At 45.3% G+C, this 17,532-nt stretch carries 13 protein-coding genes; 11 read left to right on the top strand and 2 right to left on the bottom strand.

Translation table 11 applies throughout. The features are described 5' to 3' along the window. The first annotated feature begins 422 nt into the window (after positions 1 to 422). From hppD to ACE1OE_RS11725, 8 genes are all read left to right on the top strand, one after another. Entirely contained in the window at positions 423 to 1,496 is a 1,074-nt protein-coding gene (gene hppD, locus ACE1OE_RS11760) for a 4-hydroxyphenylpyruvate dioxygenase (protein WP_449211171.1), read from the top strand. Further along, entirely contained in the window at positions 1,489 to 2,634 is a 1,146-nt protein-coding gene (locus ACE1OE_RS11755; RefSeq protein ID WP_449211170.1) for a homogentisate 1,2-dioxygenase, read from the top strand. Before hppD ends, ACE1OE_RS11755 begins: the two co-directional genes overlap by 8 nt. A gap of 12 nt (positions 2,635 to 2,646) precedes the next feature. Then, the gene (locus tag ACE1OE_RS11750) at positions 2,647 to 3,684 is read left to right on the top strand and encodes a fumarylacetoacetate hydrolase family protein (protein ID WP_449211169.1); all 1,038 of its coding nucleotides are present in this window, start codon (positions 2,647 to 2,649) and stop codon (positions 3,682 to 3,684) included. A gap of 39 nt (positions 3,685 to 3,723) precedes the next feature. Beyond that, complete coding sequence (gene maiA, locus ACE1OE_RS11745) at positions 3,724 to 4,398, top strand: maleylacetoacetate isomerase (RefSeq protein ID WP_449211168.1); 675 nt, start codon at positions 3,724 to 3,726, stop codon at positions 4,396 to 4,398. Between the two features lie 699 nt (positions 4,399 to 5,097). Further along, entirely contained in the window at positions 5,098 to 6,642 is a 1,545-nt protein-coding gene (locus ACE1OE_RS11740) for a ParB-like protein (RefSeq protein ID WP_449211167.1), read from the top strand. 535 nt (positions 6,643 to 7,177) lie between these two features. After that, positions 7,178 to 7,804 carry an SGNH/GDSL hydrolase family protein gene (locus ACE1OE_RS11735; RefSeq protein ID WP_449211166.1) on the top strand — a complete coding sequence of 209 codons (627 nt, stop codon included), beginning with the start codon at positions 7,178 to 7,180 and terminating at the stop codon, positions 7,802 to 7,804. A 622-nt stretch (positions 7,805 to 8,426) separates the two neighbouring features. Next, a complete protein-coding gene (locus ACE1OE_RS11730) occupies positions 8,427 to 9,167 on the top strand; it encodes a DUF1499 domain-containing protein (RefSeq protein ID WP_449211165.1) in 741 nt (246 codons plus the stop codon). 98 nt (positions 9,168 to 9,265) lie between these two features. Then, the gene (locus ACE1OE_RS11725; protein WP_449211164.1) at positions 9,266 to 9,823 is read left to right on the top strand and encodes a ricin-type beta-trefoil lectin domain protein; all 558 of its coding nucleotides are present in this window, start codon (positions 9,266 to 9,268) and stop codon (positions 9,821 to 9,823) included. A gap of 622 nt (positions 9,824 to 10,445) precedes the next feature. On the opposite strand, the gene ACE1OE_RS11720 is transcribed toward ACE1OE_RS11725, so the two are convergent. Beyond that, entirely contained in the window at positions 10,446 to 11,834 is a 1,389-nt protein-coding gene (locus ACE1OE_RS11720) for a DUF1254 domain-containing protein (RefSeq protein WP_449211163.1), read from the bottom strand. Positions 11,835 to 12,018: 184 nt separating this feature from the next. Continuing rightward, entirely contained in the window at positions 12,019 to 12,924 is a 906-nt protein-coding gene (locus ACE1OE_RS11715) for a LysR family transcriptional regulator (protein WP_449211162.1), read from the bottom strand. A gap of 211 nt (positions 12,925 to 13,135) precedes the next feature. On the opposite strand from ACE1OE_RS11715, the gene ACE1OE_RS11710 reads away from it, so the two are divergent. The 3 genes from ACE1OE_RS11710 (at position 13,136) to ACE1OE_RS11700 (ending at position 17,502) form a co-directional block, all read left to right on the top strand. Continuing rightward, a complete protein-coding gene (locus ACE1OE_RS11710; protein ID WP_449211161.1) occupies positions 13,136 to 14,665 on the top strand; it encodes a sulfatase-like hydrolase/transferase in 1,530 nt (509 codons plus the stop codon). Between the two features lie 123 nt (positions 14,666 to 14,788). After that, the gene (locus ACE1OE_RS11705; RefSeq protein ID WP_449211160.1) at positions 14,789 to 15,946 is read left to right on the top strand and encodes an anaerobic sulfatase maturase; all 1,158 of its coding nucleotides are present in this window, start codon (positions 14,789 to 14,791) and stop codon (positions 15,944 to 15,946) included. A gap of 287 nt (positions 15,947 to 16,233) precedes the next feature. Next, positions 16,234 to 17,502 carry a DUF1254 domain-containing protein gene (locus tag ACE1OE_RS11700; RefSeq protein WP_449211255.1) on the top strand — a complete coding sequence of 423 codons (1,269 nt, stop codon included), beginning with the start codon at positions 16,234 to 16,236 and terminating at the stop codon, positions 17,500 to 17,502. Positions 17,503 to 17,532: the final 30 nt, after the last annotated feature.

The raw sequence follows: 17,532 nt of genomic DNA, 5'->3' as shown, positions 1-17,532 counted from the left end.
GACTATGTCCCGTCATTGCACCCGCAAGTCCAAATTCTCTTCATCCCCTTGAAAAAGCACGTTTTCATCCGCGTGTTGTTTCGATTCATGAACATTTTAAAACTTATTAAGCCACTGACTATAGCGTTTTATGTCTTAGAAGCGTTTGTGTAAGTGATACCTTCGCGATGAAAAGGCCGCCTTGTAACAATTCATTCACATCTGGCGCTTGACTGTAAATCAAACCACCGCCATTCAATCCATTGGTGTTATTCACTTTCCTGATTTAGCTATCTGCGTGTAATAATTATTTTACAACCTGATGGGGTTTAACCATGATGGGCTATTTTCATCCATGAATTTCCTTATCTCGGCCTGTGAGCCAAATTTAATAAAGGACAAAAAAACACAACACGACACCAACAGGTACAAGGAGATAGTTCATGGTGGATACATACAACCCGCTTGGCACGGACGGATTCGAGTTTGTTGAATATACCGCCGTTGACTACAAGGGAATTGAGCAACTTAAAGCGCTGTTTGTGTCACTTGGTTTTGCTGAAATCGCCAAGCACCGTTCAAAAGAGGCTTGGCTGTATCGACAAGGTGACATCAACTTTATCGTTAATGAACAGCCACACAGTCAAGCGGAAGCGTTCGCCAAGGTACATGGACCATCGGTCTGTGGCATGGCTTTTCGGGTTAACGAAGCTACGGCTGCAATGGAGCAAGCGCTCAAGGGCGGCGGTGAAGAGTACAAAACAGAAATAGGGCCGATGGAATTGAGCATTCCTGCCATTTACGGCATCGGTGAAAGCTTGCTCTATTTTGTCGATCGTTATGGTAAGCAGAGCATCTATGATGTGGATTTCCGATTTTACGATGATGCTGAAGAACGCATGGCCGAAGCCAATGTTGGATTGTATGAAATCGATCACCTCACGCACAACGTTAAGCAAGGCAACATGGACGTGTGGTCTGGGTTCTATGAGCGTCTTGGAAACTTCCGCGAGATTCGCTACTTCGACATTGAAGGTAAGCTCACAGGCCTTGTGAGCCGCGCCATGACCTCGCCATGTGGCAAAATACGAATACCAATCAATGAGTCTTCCGACGACAAATCACAAATTGAAGAATTCATCCGTGAATACAACGGCGAAGGCATTCAACACATCGCGCTCACCACCGATGACATCTACAAAACCGTGAAAACCTTACGTGATCACGGCATGGACTTCATGCCAACCCCAGATACTTACTACGACAAAGTCGATCAGCGTGTGAAAGGCCACGGGGAAGACACCGATTTGCTGCGCGAATTACGTGTGTTGATTGATGGTGCGCCTACCAAAGACGGCATCTTACTCCAAATTTTCACGCAGACGGTCATCGGCCCAGTGTTCTTTGAAATTATTCAGCGTAAAGGCAACGAAGGCTTTGGCGAAGGCAACTTCAAGGCGTTGTTTGAATCGATTGAAGAGGACCAGATTCGTCGGGGAGTATTAGACGATGCATAAATGGATCTCGTTTCCTCATCGGGAGGGCGTGTGCTCCAAACAAGCGCATGCCGACTTTCCCAAAGAGGCTATTTATGAAAGGGAGGCGGGGCGGAGTGGTTTCTTCGGTCCTGCAGCTCACTTTCATCACCAACATGCCCCAACAGGGTGGTCTGAGTGGGAGGGTGATTTACGCCCGCGTGCGTTTGATTTTACGCTAGTGGAAAAAGCCAGCCAGATAACCCCTTGGGCGGTGCCTCATCTCTTGCACAATGCTGACTGCAAAATCCGCGTGTGGCGAATGGATGAGAAGATGGAGTTCTTGGTGCGTAACTCTGATGGGGATGAGCTGCTGTTCATTCACCAAGGCAGCGCCGATCTCTATTGTGATTATGGCCATTTAGCCTTGAGCGAAGGGGATTACGTGATGATCCCACGCTCGACCAATTGGCGCTTAGAGCCAAGCGAGCCGATGTTCATCTTGATGATCGAAAATACCGATGCCGCGTATTCCTTGCCAGAAAAGGGCATGGTCGGTAATCACGCGGTGTTTGATCCAGCCGTGCTCGATATCCCGTCGATCAATGACAAGTTCCGCACTCAGTATGCAGAAAGCCAGACTCAGGTTCAGGTAAAACGCCACGATAAAGTGAGTGTGATCACCTATCCGTTCAACCCATTGGATGCGATTGGTTGGCATGGCGACTTAGCGGTAGTGAAAGTGAATTGGCGAGATATTAGGCCGCTGATGTCACATCGCTATCACTTACCTCCTTCCGCACATACCACATTTGTGGGCGCTGGGTTTGTGGTGTGTACCTTTGTGCCGCGTCCGATTGAGAGCGACCCCGGTGCATTGAAAGTGCCGTTCTATCACAACAACGACGACTACGACGAGGTGCTGTTTTATCATGCGGGAGATTTCTTCAGCCGCGACAATATTGAAGCGGGCATGGTGACCTTCCATCCAGCTGGATTTACCCACGGGCCTCATCCTAAAGCCTTCAAAGCAGGGCAAGCGCACAAGAAAAAATTCACCGATGAAGTGGCCGTGATGATCGATACTCGCCATGCACTGCAGTTCTCTGATGAACTCGATAGCGTTGAGAACAAAGAATATGTCTATAGCTGGCAAGAGTCGGCTGACGATAAGAAGTAAGGGACAACAAGGATGAAATTAGCAACCAAGAAAAATGGCACTCGTGATGGGCTGTTGATGGTCGTGAGCAAAGATCTCAAACAGTGTGTCGCTGCCACTGAAATCTTCCACGCCATGCATCTTGCGCCAACCATGCAGGTGGCATTGGATAACTGGGATAACGTGGCTTCACAGTTGCAAGCGTTATACCTCGCGTTAAACCACGGGCAGGTGTCAGGCAGTGAAGTTTTTGACTCCCAGTATTGTGAATCACCTCTGCCGCGTGCGTATCAATGGGCAGACGGCAGTGCGTATGTCAACCACGTTGAGTTGGTGCGTAAAGCGCGTGGCGCTGAAATGCCAGAAAGCTTCTGGGTTGACCCCTTAATGTATCAAGGCGGCTCAGACGCGTTTATCGGTCCTCGTGACAATATTGAATTTGCCAGCGACGAATGGGGTATCGATTTTGAGGGTGAAGTCGCCATTGTGACAGGCGATGTGCCGATGGGTGCAGATGCTAAACAGGCGCACGATTCCATTCGTTTACTGATGTTGGTGAACGATGTGTCGCTACGCGGCTTGATTCCCGCGGAGCTTGCTAAGGGCTTTGGCTTTTTCCAATCTAAACCGTCTTCGGCGTTCTCTCCGGTCGCGGTCACACCCGACGAGCTTGGCGAACAATGGAAAGGCAGCAAGGTACATTTACCGCTGATCTCAACCTACAACGACCAGCCTTTTGGCTGCCCAAATGCGGGCGTTGATATGACCTTCAATTTCGCACAGTTAGTTGTGCATGCCGCGAAAACTCGCCCACTATCGGCGGGTGCAATCATTGGATCTGGCACGGTATCGAATAAGCAAGGCATGGATCACGGCACCTCAATTGCTGAAGGAGGCGTGGGGTATTCATGCATAGCGGAAGTACGCATGATTGAGACCATCCGAGATGGCAAACCAGCGACGCAATTTATGTCGTTTGGTGACTCAATTCGCCTAGAGATGTTTGATGCGGCAGGAGAGTCTATTTTTGGCGCGATTGACCAAAAAGTGAGCCAATATCGAGCGCTATGATCCACATAATGAGGGGTTTTGTATGAGCGAGCGCATTTTATGAATGAGCACATCACACTCTATGACTATTGGCGTTCGTCGGCAGCCTATCGAGTGCGTATTGGGCTGAACCTAAAGCAGCTCAACTATGAGTCTGCTTCGGTGCATTTAGTGCGTAATGGCGGCGAGCAGCATGACCCACAATATCGAGAACTCAATGCAAGTGAACTCGTGCCCGTGCTGGTGGATGGTGAGGTTCAGCTCAATCAGTCGCTGACGATTTTGCAATATTTGGACGAAACCTACCCAAAAACCTCGTTCATTCCTGAGCACACACCGCTGCGCTATCAAGCACTAGCAATGGCTCAGGATATCGCGATAGAAATTCACCCTCTTAACAACTTGCGTGTGCTGCAGTATTTAGAGAGGGGTTTGTCTTGCGAACAAGAGGCGAAAATGGATTGGATTCATCATTGGGTTCACCAAGGATTCAGTGCGCTAGAGGAGAAGTTAGCGAAGCACCGAAAAACACACGGTGATTCGATTTATAGCCTCACAGATTCGCCATGCATTGTCGATCTCTGCTTGGTGCCGCAAGTCTATAACGCGATGCGCTTTGCGGTTGATATGTCGCCTTATCCGTTGATTAACTCGATTGTGGGTGCGTGTAACCAGCTGCCTGCCTTTATTGATGCAATGCCTGAAAACCAAGCGGATGCGGATGCACCGCTGTAAACGTAAATACTCATCTCTTGCGCCACCAAAATCGTTTTTGGAGATAAACGGTTTACTTTCCTTTTTCCTCCAACTAACAATATCCGTCATCTTCACGAAAGTGAGGATCTCACAAAGCGCGTAGACAATTGAAAAAATTCGATTAAGTTAAGTACATCGAGTTCGCAACGCGCTGAATGAAATACCTTTTTTAAGGGGATGACGGTTAGTTTTATTTGTTGGGGAGTAACATGCCAGAATTTATTCTGCGTTCATGAAAACAGAACGGGCACATTCTTGGATAGATCCCTCTTAGCTTATCGCTCTTCAAACCATCTCTATTAGGCCGTCATCCTCGTGCAAACGAGGCTCTTCATCAGCGTGTGACTCACTTAATTAGAAATGAATGAAATCAAAATAGGTCCACTACGCGCTGATGAAGATCCCCTTTTTCAAGCGGATGACGGTTAGTCTTTATTTGTGGGAGCAGTAAAATGACACAGTCTATTCTTTACTGAGCGGACACGTTCCTGGACAAGGCCTTACTAAATTAGCACTCAACGGATTACCTGAGGTATAGCAAAGCCTAAAATCGGTAGGCCGAAATCAATCACCCACCACAGAACGGCTGCAACATCTTCTTTATCAAAGTGAAATATTAATGTCACGATTGCATATTAATTTAACGAATGAATTTTTATTCCATATATAGAGAGACTTATGAATAAGACTGGGATTTTTGCCACGATTGGCGCTCTGGCTATCTTCGCCTTACCGACTCACGCAAGCAATGTCTCTGAAGGCAATGTTATTAACCTTGGTCTCCATGAGTTAAAACCAACTCAACCATCTGTGGGTTATGACCAAATTATGTACAAGTTGGGTCGTTACCAATTTGACCAAGAAAAGATGTTTGATGAAATCTGTGAAGCCAACGGTCAAAAAGGTGTAGCGAGCATAAAAGAGCAAGCACACCCGAATATTCCTTCGACTTTCACCTGTGAAATGGAAACAGGTGCACGTAAACAAGACATGAAGACAGTGGTTATCGCACCCAACGGTGAATACTACCTGACTGACGGTCATCATACGTTCAATGTGTTCTACCGCATGTCGCAAGGTGGCGCATCGTTCAATGTGAATGTGGTGATTGATAAAGATTACCGCAACCTCAAAAACATGGATGCGTTCTGGAACCAAATGGCAAAAGACGGTAATACATGGCTGTTTGATAACAACGGCGAAGCGATTAGCTATCAACAACTTCCAACCTCTCTTGGGTTAACCAACTTCGCTAACGATCAATACCGTTCACTGATGTACTTTTCTCGTGATGTGGGCTGGAACAAGCCAAATCAACCAGTCCCGTTCTTAGAGTTCTACTGGTCAAAAGAGGTACGCAAAGCGATTGATGCAGCCGACTTTGATCTAAACTCTACCGAAGGTTACGCAAAGGCAGTCAATGCGGTTAGCAACTATATCCTATCTATGGATACCAACAACGTTGGTGGTTCAAAGCTCTCGGTTAAGCAGATGGGGCAGTTTAGCGCATACCACCAAAAAGGCTTCGATAAACTGTTCAAAGAGCGCGGTAAGGTTGACTACATGCTGCGTTACAAAACCACATCTACCGCCAATGGTTTAAGCTATGACTTAGCAGCAGCGTCAGCTCCCACACTAAAACAGTTAGACCAATTTACCCTTGAAGCAAACTCAAGCTTTAATGATTACCCAGCAGCTTCTGCTGATGGCATCGTCAATGCAATTGTAGAGATCCCAACAGGTACTTCCGCTAAGTGGGAACTAAGTAAAGACGATGACAAGCAAGTTATCTGGGAGCACAAAAAAGGCGCACCACGCGTGGTTAACTACCTTGGCTATCCAGGTAACTACGGCTCTATCCCACGTACTGCACTACCAAAAGAGTTTGGTGGTGATGGCGACCCGTTAGATGTGATTGTTCTTGGTCAGTCTGTACCACGTGGTGAAGTTGTTCCTGTACGTCTGATCGGTGTGATGAAAATGCTAGATGATGGCGAGCAAGACGACAAACTCGTTGGCGTTCTCACTAACGATTCACCATTTAAAGATGTTACTTCTCTAAACGATCTAAACACTACCTATCCAGGTGTTCAAGACATCGTTGGCCTATGGTTTGAAAACTACAAAGGCCCAGGTGGTGGCATGGAACTGCAAGGCTGGGGTGACGACGTGGAAGCCAACAAGATCCTCGATGCAGCAAGAAAACACTACGCTGTGAATTAAACTGCGGTTAGATTATTGGGATTTGATTTAAGCCCTCGTCGCGTTGCAATGAGGGCTTTTTTCTTGGAGCTGCGGAAATGTAGCTACATATACTGGATTTATGAAGCTTTTGGACAGAAGCTCTCAGGCTCTTCTACCCATCCCAATTAGGCCGTCATCCTCGTGCAAACGAGGATCTTCATCAGCATGTGACTCACTTAAATAGAAATGAATAACACACGAATAGGTTCACAACGCGCTTACGAAGATCCCCTTGTTCAAGGGGATGACGGTTAGTTTTATTTGTCGGGCAGTAACATGCCAGAATTTATTCTTCGTTCATGAAAACCGAACGGGCACATTCTTGGACAATTCCGCGTTAGGATTAAAATAATGTTCTGGCTATTCGCATAACTTTTAGTATCGAAATCAAACGGCCAGCCGATATATAGCTGACCAAATTCAATCATCAACTACACAAACATTATCATGACAATAGTAAAAATATTCACCATATAATTATTGATACTTTTGTAATACATAGGAATTTTAGTTCATGAAAACAATATTGTGTTTTGGTGACTCCAACACTTGGGGTTGTTCACCAGATTCGCCGCGTAGATATAACGACAATGAACGCTGGACGATGTTGCTTCAGTCGCAGCTTCCATCGCAATTTCGTGTTATCGAAGAAGGTCAAAATAGCCGTACCACTGTACTTGAAGACCCCTATGAGCCAGGTAAAAAAGGTCTCGATTACTTTCTCCCATGTTTAGAAAGTCACCATCCAGATTTAGTAGTCATACTTCTCGGAACCAATGACCTTAAATCTCGATTCAATGTTACTGCTAGTGATATATCTAAAGGTGCTGCGCGACTCGTTCAAGTGGCACAGAATTTTCAGCACTCTACTCAAGATAAACCTATTGATGTCTTGTTAGTTTCACCAACCCATGTACTCGAAGTCAATCCACTGAAAGAAGGGTTTGAAGACGCAGAAGAGAAGTCTAAACAACTTGGTCACTACTATAAACTTCGTGCAAATGAGCTAGGCTGCCACTTCTTAGATGCGGCTACGTTCATTAAACCGTGCGAAATTGAAGGGATACATTGGCAGAAAGATCAGCACGCAAAATTTTCTGGCGTGTTAGCTGACCTAATTCCAAGGCTAATTGAAGCATAGTAACCGCCCTAGTGAATTTCAAAGTGATGACCCTCAGCCAATCACTAGCACAAAGCCAGCTTAAAAATGTGCTAGTGGTGGCTAAGCACATTTTTTGGACAAATTGTATGGTACACCCCGTTTTTGTAAATGATAAATCCAAAGTAAAGGCGCTGGTTTGTGCTAATATATTCAGAGTCTATTAGAGACTTTCATTAGTTTCGCTCTACGATGAGATCCGCGCCAGATTGTTCTCAAAAACGTGAAAGCATTCTATATTGCTGTTCTCAAAGCACATGGAGTCCCACCATCTAATGCAAAAATGCTCGCTATTAAAGAATACCTTGAAAGGTTATTAATAATAGTAAGGCAAGTTTCAGAGATAAGTATTAACGGTTTTGTTGCGCAAACTCGGAACTGGACAGAAACGAGTCAGTGCATTTGCTAAATTAGTAAGTGACGGATTATTTCAAGTATGGCTAAGTTGCATTATTAATCCGTTTATTTTTCATTCCCAACAACGGCCTTAACCCCACGTTAACCACCTAACTGCTAATCTTATCACTATCTCTGAAATTATGATTCTAAGATAGAGTTTCATTATTTCTCTAGCCAAATTTCAGATAACTTTCAAGGATAGAAAATGACAAACGCCCGTACATCTCATATTGGAACATTATTGTTAATCATCGCCTTCTCCGCACTCTTAGCCGTTGCCGTGATGATTTTTGGCGCTCATTTGGACTTGTGGGATCCCATTGTTGGCTTTGGCTATATTCGAAGTTATCTCAACCCAATTGGTTTATCTTTACTTGGCTTAAGCTGTATTAGTCTCATCTATCATGCGGTTTCAACTAATCGTGTTGGTCTATTTAAATCTTTGATAGCAACTATTGTTGGATTAGCGCTAATCGCACCGATGATTCAAGGTATCATTAAGCCTTCAAAACGCGCCCCAGCGATTCATGATATTACAACAAACACCGACAATCCGCCTGAATTCATAGTGCTGGATGATACACGCGAGGGGGCGAAAAACTCTTTGATTTACAAAGGAGAAGCCGTCGCAGCAATACAGAAAAAGGCATACCCGCACATCAAGTCAATACAATCGAACCTTTCTGCAGTAGATGCGTATGAAAAAGCCTTAGGTGTTGCGAAGGATAAAGGTTGGGAAATTGTTGCTAAAGAGCCCGAGACATTTCGTTTTGAAGCGACAGATATAACGACATTTTTTGGCTTTATGGATGATGTCGTTGTTCAGATCACTCCATTGAACACAGGAAGCCATATCGATATAAGAAGCGTATCCAGAATCGGTCGAAGTGACAAGGGCGTTAATGCAGCCCGAATCGTCGACTTCACCGAAAGCTTCAATCATTAAGCATATAATTAACTGATCTATATAAAAGTTGTCATCGCCTATACGAAAATGACAGAGTACTAAGCGTACACGAATATCACCAAAAGGAAGATATTGATATGAAACACAAAAGAATGACCAAACTACTCGTGGCTTCTGCCTTTATTTTTGCACCTTCAATCCTCTTTGCAGCAGAACCCAATGTACCTACAGAGCCTCCTTATATTGTGTTGAATGAGAACTTAGATGAACCAAACGGCTATGGATTCTGTATTGATACATATGGCCCAGGCCAATCTGAATTAATGCAAACGCACACTTGTAAACCTAAGGCTCCAGAAGGTTCTCCTCGTAACTATTCAGGGCATGATGTGAGATTTGAATACGACAGCGAAGCAAATAGGATTCAATCTTATGCGTTTGAAGGATTGTGTATGCAGGGACTTTTGGCGAAAGGAAAGAGCGAGTTAGCACTACTAGAATGTAGTGATGCGAAGCACCAAGGCTTTATTTATAAAGAAGATCAAACATTCAGACTTAAAGCAGATACAAGCTACTGTTTAGCAGTGACATCGGAAACACAAGAAGCAGGCCCGTGGGTAAAGCGACCACTTGAACTGATTCAGTGTGACGAAGCTGATCCAAGCCTAATGAAATGGACTGTGGTTTCTGAATAGCAAGCACTGAACTGAACGACTATTTTTGTTGTTTCGCTACGTATCATTCTACATTGGTTGTGGTGCGCAGTGTTGCCCTAAGGTCTGATGGATTGCTTGATAGGCTGTCTCTGCACATTACAACCAAAATGTTCAAGATAAGTACTTTTTCGCAGTCTTGAACCATATTGCACTCTCTAAGGCTGAGTTTGGTCAATAATCTGGTGACCAAACTATTCTTATGAAGGTTTACTGCTATCTAAACACGAAATGGGGCAGAAATGAGTTTCTAAAAATTGAATATGAGCGATTCATAGATAACTATAGGTATGGCAAGTCCAAGTCGCTTGGCTTAGTGACCAGTATTGCTTGTGCCGATCTCGACTCAGTAAACCCTTTTCAGATTCAGAAAAACTCGGCAAGAAGACGCTGCTCAACTAGCGTAAATCAGCGTCAACTCTTGGAACGTCAAGTTTGAAGGCCCGTTGCCGAAGAAGTATATTCAATCCTAAACACTGTTATTGAGAGCGAAAACACTGTCTTCACTCTAATAAGTACTCAAAGATTTATAATGCTAACGTCTTTCTCTTCGATGCCATTCAGTTATCGTTGTTATTGAAGACAAACAGCAAAATCGCGTGGCCTATTGGTGATGTTCAATTTTTATTACTTGTGGCATCGGATAGTCATTGTCTAATACTGCTTGGGTTGGCTCGTACAGGCGAATATGGAGATAGAACTCATCTTCTGGGGCAGGCAACCAATTACACTGATCGTCAGCGGGGCGTTGATGCTGGATACAAATCGGCAGGGTGCCATCACTAGCAAATTTCAATTCGCTTTTACGATTGGTGGACAGTGAGTATCGATTGATTTCATTTTCAACCATGAACAAATCTTTAGCGTCGTACAGGGTCAGAGACCAAAATGCATTCGCTGGGGTATCAGCCGGCATAACCATTTTGTAGCGATGTTCACCAGACAGCTGCTTACCATTGGAGTCTGTATAGCGATTTGGGTAAATAGCGCGTTCAGGGACATTCAGACCTGCAGCTCTCATGTTAATGCTTGCGCGACTTAAATAGTCGTGGCCATAGCGTCCTCCTTCAAACATCATAGACCAACCATTATTCGTGGTGCCTAGGCTGCGTCCTGCAAACTGAATTATGGCAGACGATGATTCCAGAGCGCGCAGCAGACCTTTCTTCTGAGCTTCAGTTAATGCGTTGGCGTTAAAAGGAGTGTTTCCCCCAATGCCTATTATCTGAAACTGTTCCACAATGGCCGCATCTTCCGGTAGAGGGTTTTTGCGCAACTCTTTATCGATCAAAGCATACCATTCCAAGCCTTTCGGTTTGGCCATTGGTGGAATGCCACCTGAAGATTCACCGAGTGTGATTGAGTGATGAGATTGCCCTAGCTCACTCAACGGGTAGCTAAGAAAGTAATCATGGATGGCAAGAGCGTCATTTAGGTCACTCTCACCCGCAACCCCGGTGCGATGGATAAGCCAGACATTCGGGGTTCGAGATCTCACTACTTTATCAATCCCTTTAGGGAGGGCTCCTTGCCAATCTTTAGTGACAAGCAGTACCTTTGCACCTTGGTTACCGGTATTCGCGGCGTAAAGGTCGTCGATCGATTCAGAATACGCATCCAACAGTTGAACAATGTAGTAGCGCTCATCTGTACGCGGCAACTCCAACACCATAGGACCGGTGACGTCGAGATCGTAATGGGCTTGCGAGTAAAGAGTGTCGTTGTTCACTGTGGGTACAATGCGAGTGTCGGGGCCGGATAATGCTCGTGTTTTACCCATCTGATTCATCGGTGCCATGGCATTGTCCATTGGGATATCCACCGAGGTTGAGGTTTCTCTTACGGCAGCAACGGTTAATGGCCCTGCACCGTAAATGAAGGCTTGTACGCCAAGTTGGTAGGCGAGTTCTTCTTCGGCAGACACCGAGTCTGAGGCGGTTGCGTTGGCTGTAAATGACAGTAGGATACTCAGCCAAAACAGTGTTTTTTTCATGGGGCGTTCCTTAAAGAAAGGCGGTCTAATGTCTTACGAGGCTATCAAAGGAGCGACCAGGCTAATATCGAAGACTGGCTATAAAGTTTATTAAAAATATTAATAGCATTTCTCTGTCATTTGAAACTTGGGATTGGGACTTGAGCCTTTAGAAATAAAGATAGAAACAGAGACATCGATTATTTTATTCACGATTGGCTTCAATAATGGCTTTGGATTCTTGAAACAGCCATTCCGTAAACGGATCCATTCGATTCCGCTGGTGGCTAAACAATGAAAACGGTCGAAACTGAGCCTCTTGAGTCAGTGATTTAGGCAAGGGTTCAAAGCGAAAATCTTCCGATAAATTTAGAGCCGTATTTTGGGGCACAATACCCAAATAATCACTCTGTTTCACAATTCCTAACATCACCCCAAGGTCGCTGGTTCTAATATTAATATGCTTGTTAATATTAAGCGCTTTTATGAGCTTTTCACTTCTTGAAAACTCGGTTTCACCTTGGATTAAGTTGATGCAAATTGGGTAATGTATATAGTCCTCAACAGTATTGCCTGAGACAGGGTGCTTGGCACGCATAACCAATACAAACTCATCCTCACCGATGTCTTTTTGCATAAGATATTTACTGGTTTCCATAGGGAGATAATTAAAGCCCCAGCAGTTTGCTTTAAGCTCCAAATCCCTCAGTGCATCAAATCCCCACTGGTAGCAGTTCACGGTAACGTCTGGCGCAAGAAGGCTTATTTTACTGACCATAGGAATGGCCAACGTATTCATAAGAGGGGGCGAGAAAATCAGTGATATCTCTCCCGTCAGATTGTCTATTTGCCACTCGCTACGATTCACATACAGTGCATCCAGTTCTTCCAGCATCATAGGCAGCTGCACTAACAGTTCGTTGCATCTTGTTGTGGGCTCAAACACGTTCTTATTGCGCACAAAAAGTGGGTCTTGAAACTGCTCTCTGAGCTTTTGCAGCATCACGCTGATGGTTGGTTGACTCACGCGTAATCTTTTGGCTGCGCGTATGGTCTGTTTTTCTTCACTGAGTACCACCAGTAAGCGCAATAAGTTTAAATCTCTATTCATAATCATTGTTCTCTTTCATTTTCTGCGTGAGACCGTCTTCTTGGTTATTGCCAGCAGGGTGCAGAGTTATCGCACACTAGTATACGCTCAATAATTAAACGCTGTATTAAAAATATTAATAGTTGCTATAGGCTCATTTTTAGCGGCTTTGGGTACTATTTGGCTATTCAATTAACAGAGAATTGCCATGAAATCACCGAAGAAGACATTCATGAAAAGTGCGATCGCGTTGTCTGTCGCCGCTTCCTCTACATTGCTCGCGACCAGCGCAATGGCTAAGAGCCCAAACATTGTCGCCATTATGTTGGACGATGTTGCTCCTATGGATATTTCAGCCTATCACCGCGGACTTGGTGCGATCAAAACGCCTAATATCGACCGAATTGCTAATGAAGGGTTGATGATCAGTGATTATTACGCGCAAAGCAGTTCTACTGCAGGCCGAGCGGCCTTCATCACTGGCCAATACCCGTTTAGAACAGGACTGACATCCGTTGGGCAACCCGGTTCAAAGCTGGGTTTGAAAAAAGAAACGCCAACGCTGGCAGAGCTACTTAAGCAAAAGGGCTATGCGACCGTTCACGTGGGTAAGTCACATCTAGGCGATAATAATAACCATCTTCCGACGGTGCATGGCTTTGATGAGTATTACGGATTCTTATACCACCTCAATGTAATGGAAATGCCTGAGCAGCCTGAATTTCCAAACGACCCTAACTTTGTTGGTGTCCCTCGAAACGTCATCCACTCAACGGCGACGACAACCTTTGATGAGAATGTTGATCCAAGATTTGGTGTGGTAGGGAAGCAGGAGATCACCGATAAAGGTGCGCTAGGAAAAGAGCGCATGAAGCAAATCGATCAAGAGTTCCTGAATTTTGCGCTTAACTGGCTCGATTCTCATCAAGCGAGCCAAGATGAACAACCCTATTTTATGTGGTTCAACCCTTCACGTATGCACACCATTACGCATGTGAGCGAGGAATATCAAGGTTCGAGTCAAACCAACACTTATTATGACGCCATGAAAGAGGTGGATGCTCAGATTGGTGTTCTTCTGGACAAATTAGAAGCGATGGGAGAGCTCGAAGATACCATCATCATGTTTACTTCAGACAACGGGGTGAACACTGATCACTGGCCCGATGCTGGCGCCGCGTCTTTTCGAGGGCAAAAAGGCACCACCTGGGATGGGGGCTTTCGAGTACCTATGCTTATCAGCTGGCCTGGTAAACTACCAAAAGGTGAGTACGTTGACGGTTTAATGTCGGCGGAAGATTGGGTGCCAACCTTAATGGCGGCTGCTGGAGAGCCAAATATCAAGCAGCAACTGCTTGAAGGTAAAGAGATTGAAGGCGTAAATCGCGTCGCACATATCGATGGTTACAATCAACTCGACATGCTGGCTAACGGTAAAGAAAGTCAGCGAGAAGAGTTTTTCTTCTACAACGAGGGCGATCTTAATGCGGTTCGAGTTAATCAGTGGAAGGTCCATCTAAAAACCAAATCCACTTGGACAGAGCCTGCTAAAGCATGGCCTTTTGGTGTCCTAGTGGACATAAAAGCTGACCCTTATGAACGCTCGCCGGATACTCATGGTTGGTATCACTGGATGAAGCAAAAGTCTTGGGTGTTGCCTTACTTCTATCAGGCAATTGGTGAATACCAGCAATCGTTAGTGGAATACCCTCCCGTCCAAAGAGGAACGGGTGTGGGTATGGGGAACGACACCATTAACTGATGACGCTGACGTAATCACAACGCTTATGTGCAAGGTGATTGCGTCTCTTCAACGTCCCTTTTCCCTACTTTGTTAGCCGATCTTAAGGCGCATTGCCCTGTTGCACATTAACCAGAGAATACGATGCAAAAACTACCCTATAGCTTAACCATAAAACCCGTTGGGGCAACGTGTAACCTCGATTGCAGCTATTGCTACTATTTATCCAATGAGGGTTGTCGTCCCTCCGAAATGCCTAGTGAAATGGTTGATGTCGTCGTAAAAAATCACATCGAGTCTCAACCAAAAAAACACACTAGCGTCGATTTTATCTGGCACGGTGGAGAGCCGATGCTGCGTGGAAGGGCGTTCTATCAGCACGCCTTTGAACAGCAACAACGGTGGGCAGGCGACAAAACAATTGTGAACACCATCCAGACCAACGGTACGTTAATCAATCGACAGTGGGCGCTGTTTTTTCGAGATCATAATGTGATGGTAGGGGTCAGCATTGATGGGCCTAACTTGCTCAATGATATGGCTCGCATCGACAAGACTGGACAGTCGAGCTTTGAGCGTACAATGGCCGGCATATCGCGTCTCAAAGAGTATGATATTGAGTTTAATACTCTCACCGTGATAAACCGCCGAACCTATCAGCATGGTCAGAAAATCTATCATTTTCTTAAACAAGCAGGCAGTCGATATCTTCAATTCCAACCTTGTTTGGATCATGAACTTGATCGCCGCTCTAGCGTTGATTGGTCGCTGACAGGGGAGCAGTGGGGGCAGTTTCTTTGCGATGTGTTTGATGAGTGGTGCAAAGACGATATTGGAAAGGTCTATGTGCAGTTTTTTGAAAACTGCCTGATGATTTTAATGGGGCAACCCAGCCAGATGTGCCATCACAGTGCTCAATGTGGACAGCAATTAATGATGGAAGCCAACGCAGACGTCTATAGCTGCGACCATTATGGCTATACAAAGCACCGAATTGGGGATGGATTCAATACGCCTCTGCAATTTCTAGTGACGGATACACAGCAAAGAGAGTTTGCTGAGCAAAAACAAGCGACACTAAGCACACACTGTCGCGAGTGCGACTTTTTGCAATTGTGCCAGGGTGGATGCCCTAAGTATCGCATTGAGAAAGTAACGGATGAAAAGGGGGAGAACGAACAGCAACACAATGTACTTTGTGCCGGATATCAGCAGTTTTTCCGTTATGCACTGCCACGAATGCTCAAAATGGTGGATGCCATGAACAGTGGGTATTCACCGCAATACTATTCTCTTGTGTAAAAAATGCCCTTGTGTAGAAAAGGCCCTGGTGTAAGTCATGCGCTTTTGCAAACTAGTTGTTTTTACAAACCAGTTGATTTTGCAAACCATGCGCCTTAGCAAAGCCTGCGTTGGCGCAAGTCCACCGATTTTTCTATCTCCTTTTAACTCAACCTGACAATGATTACCTTATGACACCACTGGTGAATTCAATGATTTCAAGACTATTAGTAGCGTTACTTATTAGCTTCGTCAGTTGCCACGCCTCCTTTGCAAGCCAGCAACGTTCGCTGACAAAACCGATCGAAATGGCAACCGATGCGCAGTCGCAACAAGATAACCAGCAGTTGGCCCAGCTTGCCTATGAATACGCGTACAGCATCGATGAGGCGTACAAGTATTTTTATGACACCGTTGTTGTTGCTGACTACCCATTAAATCAGTTTCAAAACATTCGAACTTTGGCGGATGACACATATACCGCGCACCCGTCCATTAACAACGACACCTTGCACCTTATGGGCTGGATGGATGTGGGGGCTGAACCGGTAATCGTGACCATTCCTGACCATGATGAAGGGCGCTACTGGTTATTTCATACCATGAACATGCAACACTTTACCGATTCGGCTTTTGGTTCACCGGATAGAGGCTCCAAAGGAGGCATGTTTATGTATGCATTGGAAGGATGGCAAGGGGTCGTTCCTGCCAGTGTCGATGAGGTCATTTACGTCGAACACCCTTTAGTCAAAATGATGGGGCGTATTATGGATTTAGGCGGAGAGGACTCGAAAACTGCGCAATCATTGATGGATCATTGGAACATCAGAACGTTGTCTGCTTTTTTAGGTCAAAAAGGCCCCGAGCCTATTGCCAGACATTACCCTGACCCAGACCAATCTCATTGGGTAGAGAGAACGAACTTTATTCTCTCTGAAGGGTCTATGCGACAACACGATTCAATGCTTCTGAGCTTTTTCGGTCTGGTTAAATTAGGTGACAATCCGACAAACGAATGGACAGAGTCCGAATTAGATTCGATTGCTCTAGCGCAGAAAAATGGAACTGAACGCATTGTAAACGCCTGCTTTGACGATTCCAGAGATGTGTTGGGTACACGTCAGCAAATGACGCAGGTTCCAAGCTTCCAACACGCCTACGGAACGTTAATGGGGCAATGGGGTTTACCTGCTCAGCACACCATGTACGGAGGAGACTTCTTTGATTCTGACGGTGACGCACTTGATGGCAGTAAGTTCGACTACACGGTGACATTTACCGCCCCCGAGATTAATTCAGGTGGTTTTTGGTCTTATACTGCGTACAGTGCGGCCAGTAGGCTTATGGAAAACAACGCACTTAATCGCCACTCTCGGGGGGACCGGACATTACAGCAAAATCCCGATGGCACATACACAATAACTATGAGTTCGAACGTTGAAGGGCAAGAAAATAATCCCAATTTCCTGCCTATACCCAATCATAAGTGGTATTCGATTCTGAGAATGTATACCCCAGGACAAACTGTGGTAAATGATGAATGGAAGTCTACGCCATTTAACAAAGTACCAAAATAAAGGATATGGATTGGCAAGGACGCTAGAACC

It is taken from the genome of Vibrio sp. E150_011, from assembly GCF_053544015.1.
The sequence above is the reverse complement of the archived record's forward strand: the minus strand, read 5'-3'. Positions and strand labels throughout refer to the sequence as shown.

Bases quoted from the DNA above. Each gene is read 5' to 3' on its own strand.
- ACE1OE_RS11730 (WP_449211165.1), top strand. From the start codon at position 8,427: ATGACAAACGCCCGTACATCTCATATTGGAACATTATTGTTAATCATC.
- ACE1OE_RS11710 (WP_449211161.1), top strand. From the start codon at position 13,136: ATGAAAAGTGCGATCGCGTTGTCTGTCGCCGCTTCCTCTACATTGCTC.
- ACE1OE_RS11740 (WP_449211167.1), top strand. From the start codon at position 5,098: ATGAATAAGACTGGGATTTTTGCCACGATTGGCGCTCTGGCTATCTTC.
- ACE1OE_RS11705 (WP_449211160.1), top strand. From the start codon at position 14,789: ATGCAAAAACTACCCTATAGCTTAACCATAAAACCCGTTGGGGCAACG.
- ACE1OE_RS11755 (WP_449211170.1), top strand. From the start codon at position 1,489: ATGCATAAATGGATCTCGTTTCCTCATCGGGAGGGCGTGTGCTCCAAA.
- maiA (WP_449211168.1), top strand. From the start codon at position 3,724: ATGAATGAGCACATCACACTCTATGACTATTGGCGTTCGTCGGCAGCC.
- ACE1OE_RS11720 (WP_449211163.1), bottom strand. From the start codon at position 11,834: ATGAAAAAAACACTGTTTTGGCTGAGTATCCTACTGTCATTTACAGCC.
- ACE1OE_RS11750 (WP_449211169.1), top strand. From the start codon at position 2,647: ATGAAATTAGCAACCAAGAAAAATGGCACTCGTGATGGGCTGTTGATG.
- ACE1OE_RS11735 (WP_449211166.1), top strand. From the start codon at position 7,178: ATGAAAACAATATTGTGTTTTGGTGACTCCAACACTTGGGGTTGTTCA.
- ACE1OE_RS11725 (WP_449211164.1), top strand. From the start codon at position 9,266: ATGAAACACAAAAGAATGACCAAACTACTCGTGGCTTCTGCCTTTATT.
- ACE1OE_RS11715 (WP_449211162.1), bottom strand. From the start codon at position 12,924: ATGAATAGAGATTTAAACTTATTGCGCTTACTGGTGGTACTCAGTGAA.
- hppD (WP_449211171.1), top strand. From the start codon at position 423: ATGGTGGATACATACAACCCGCTTGGCACGGACGGATTCGAGTTTGTT.
- ACE1OE_RS11700 (WP_449211255.1), top strand. From the start codon at position 16,234: ATGGCAACCGATGCGCAGTCGCAACAAGATAACCAGCAGTTGGCCCAG.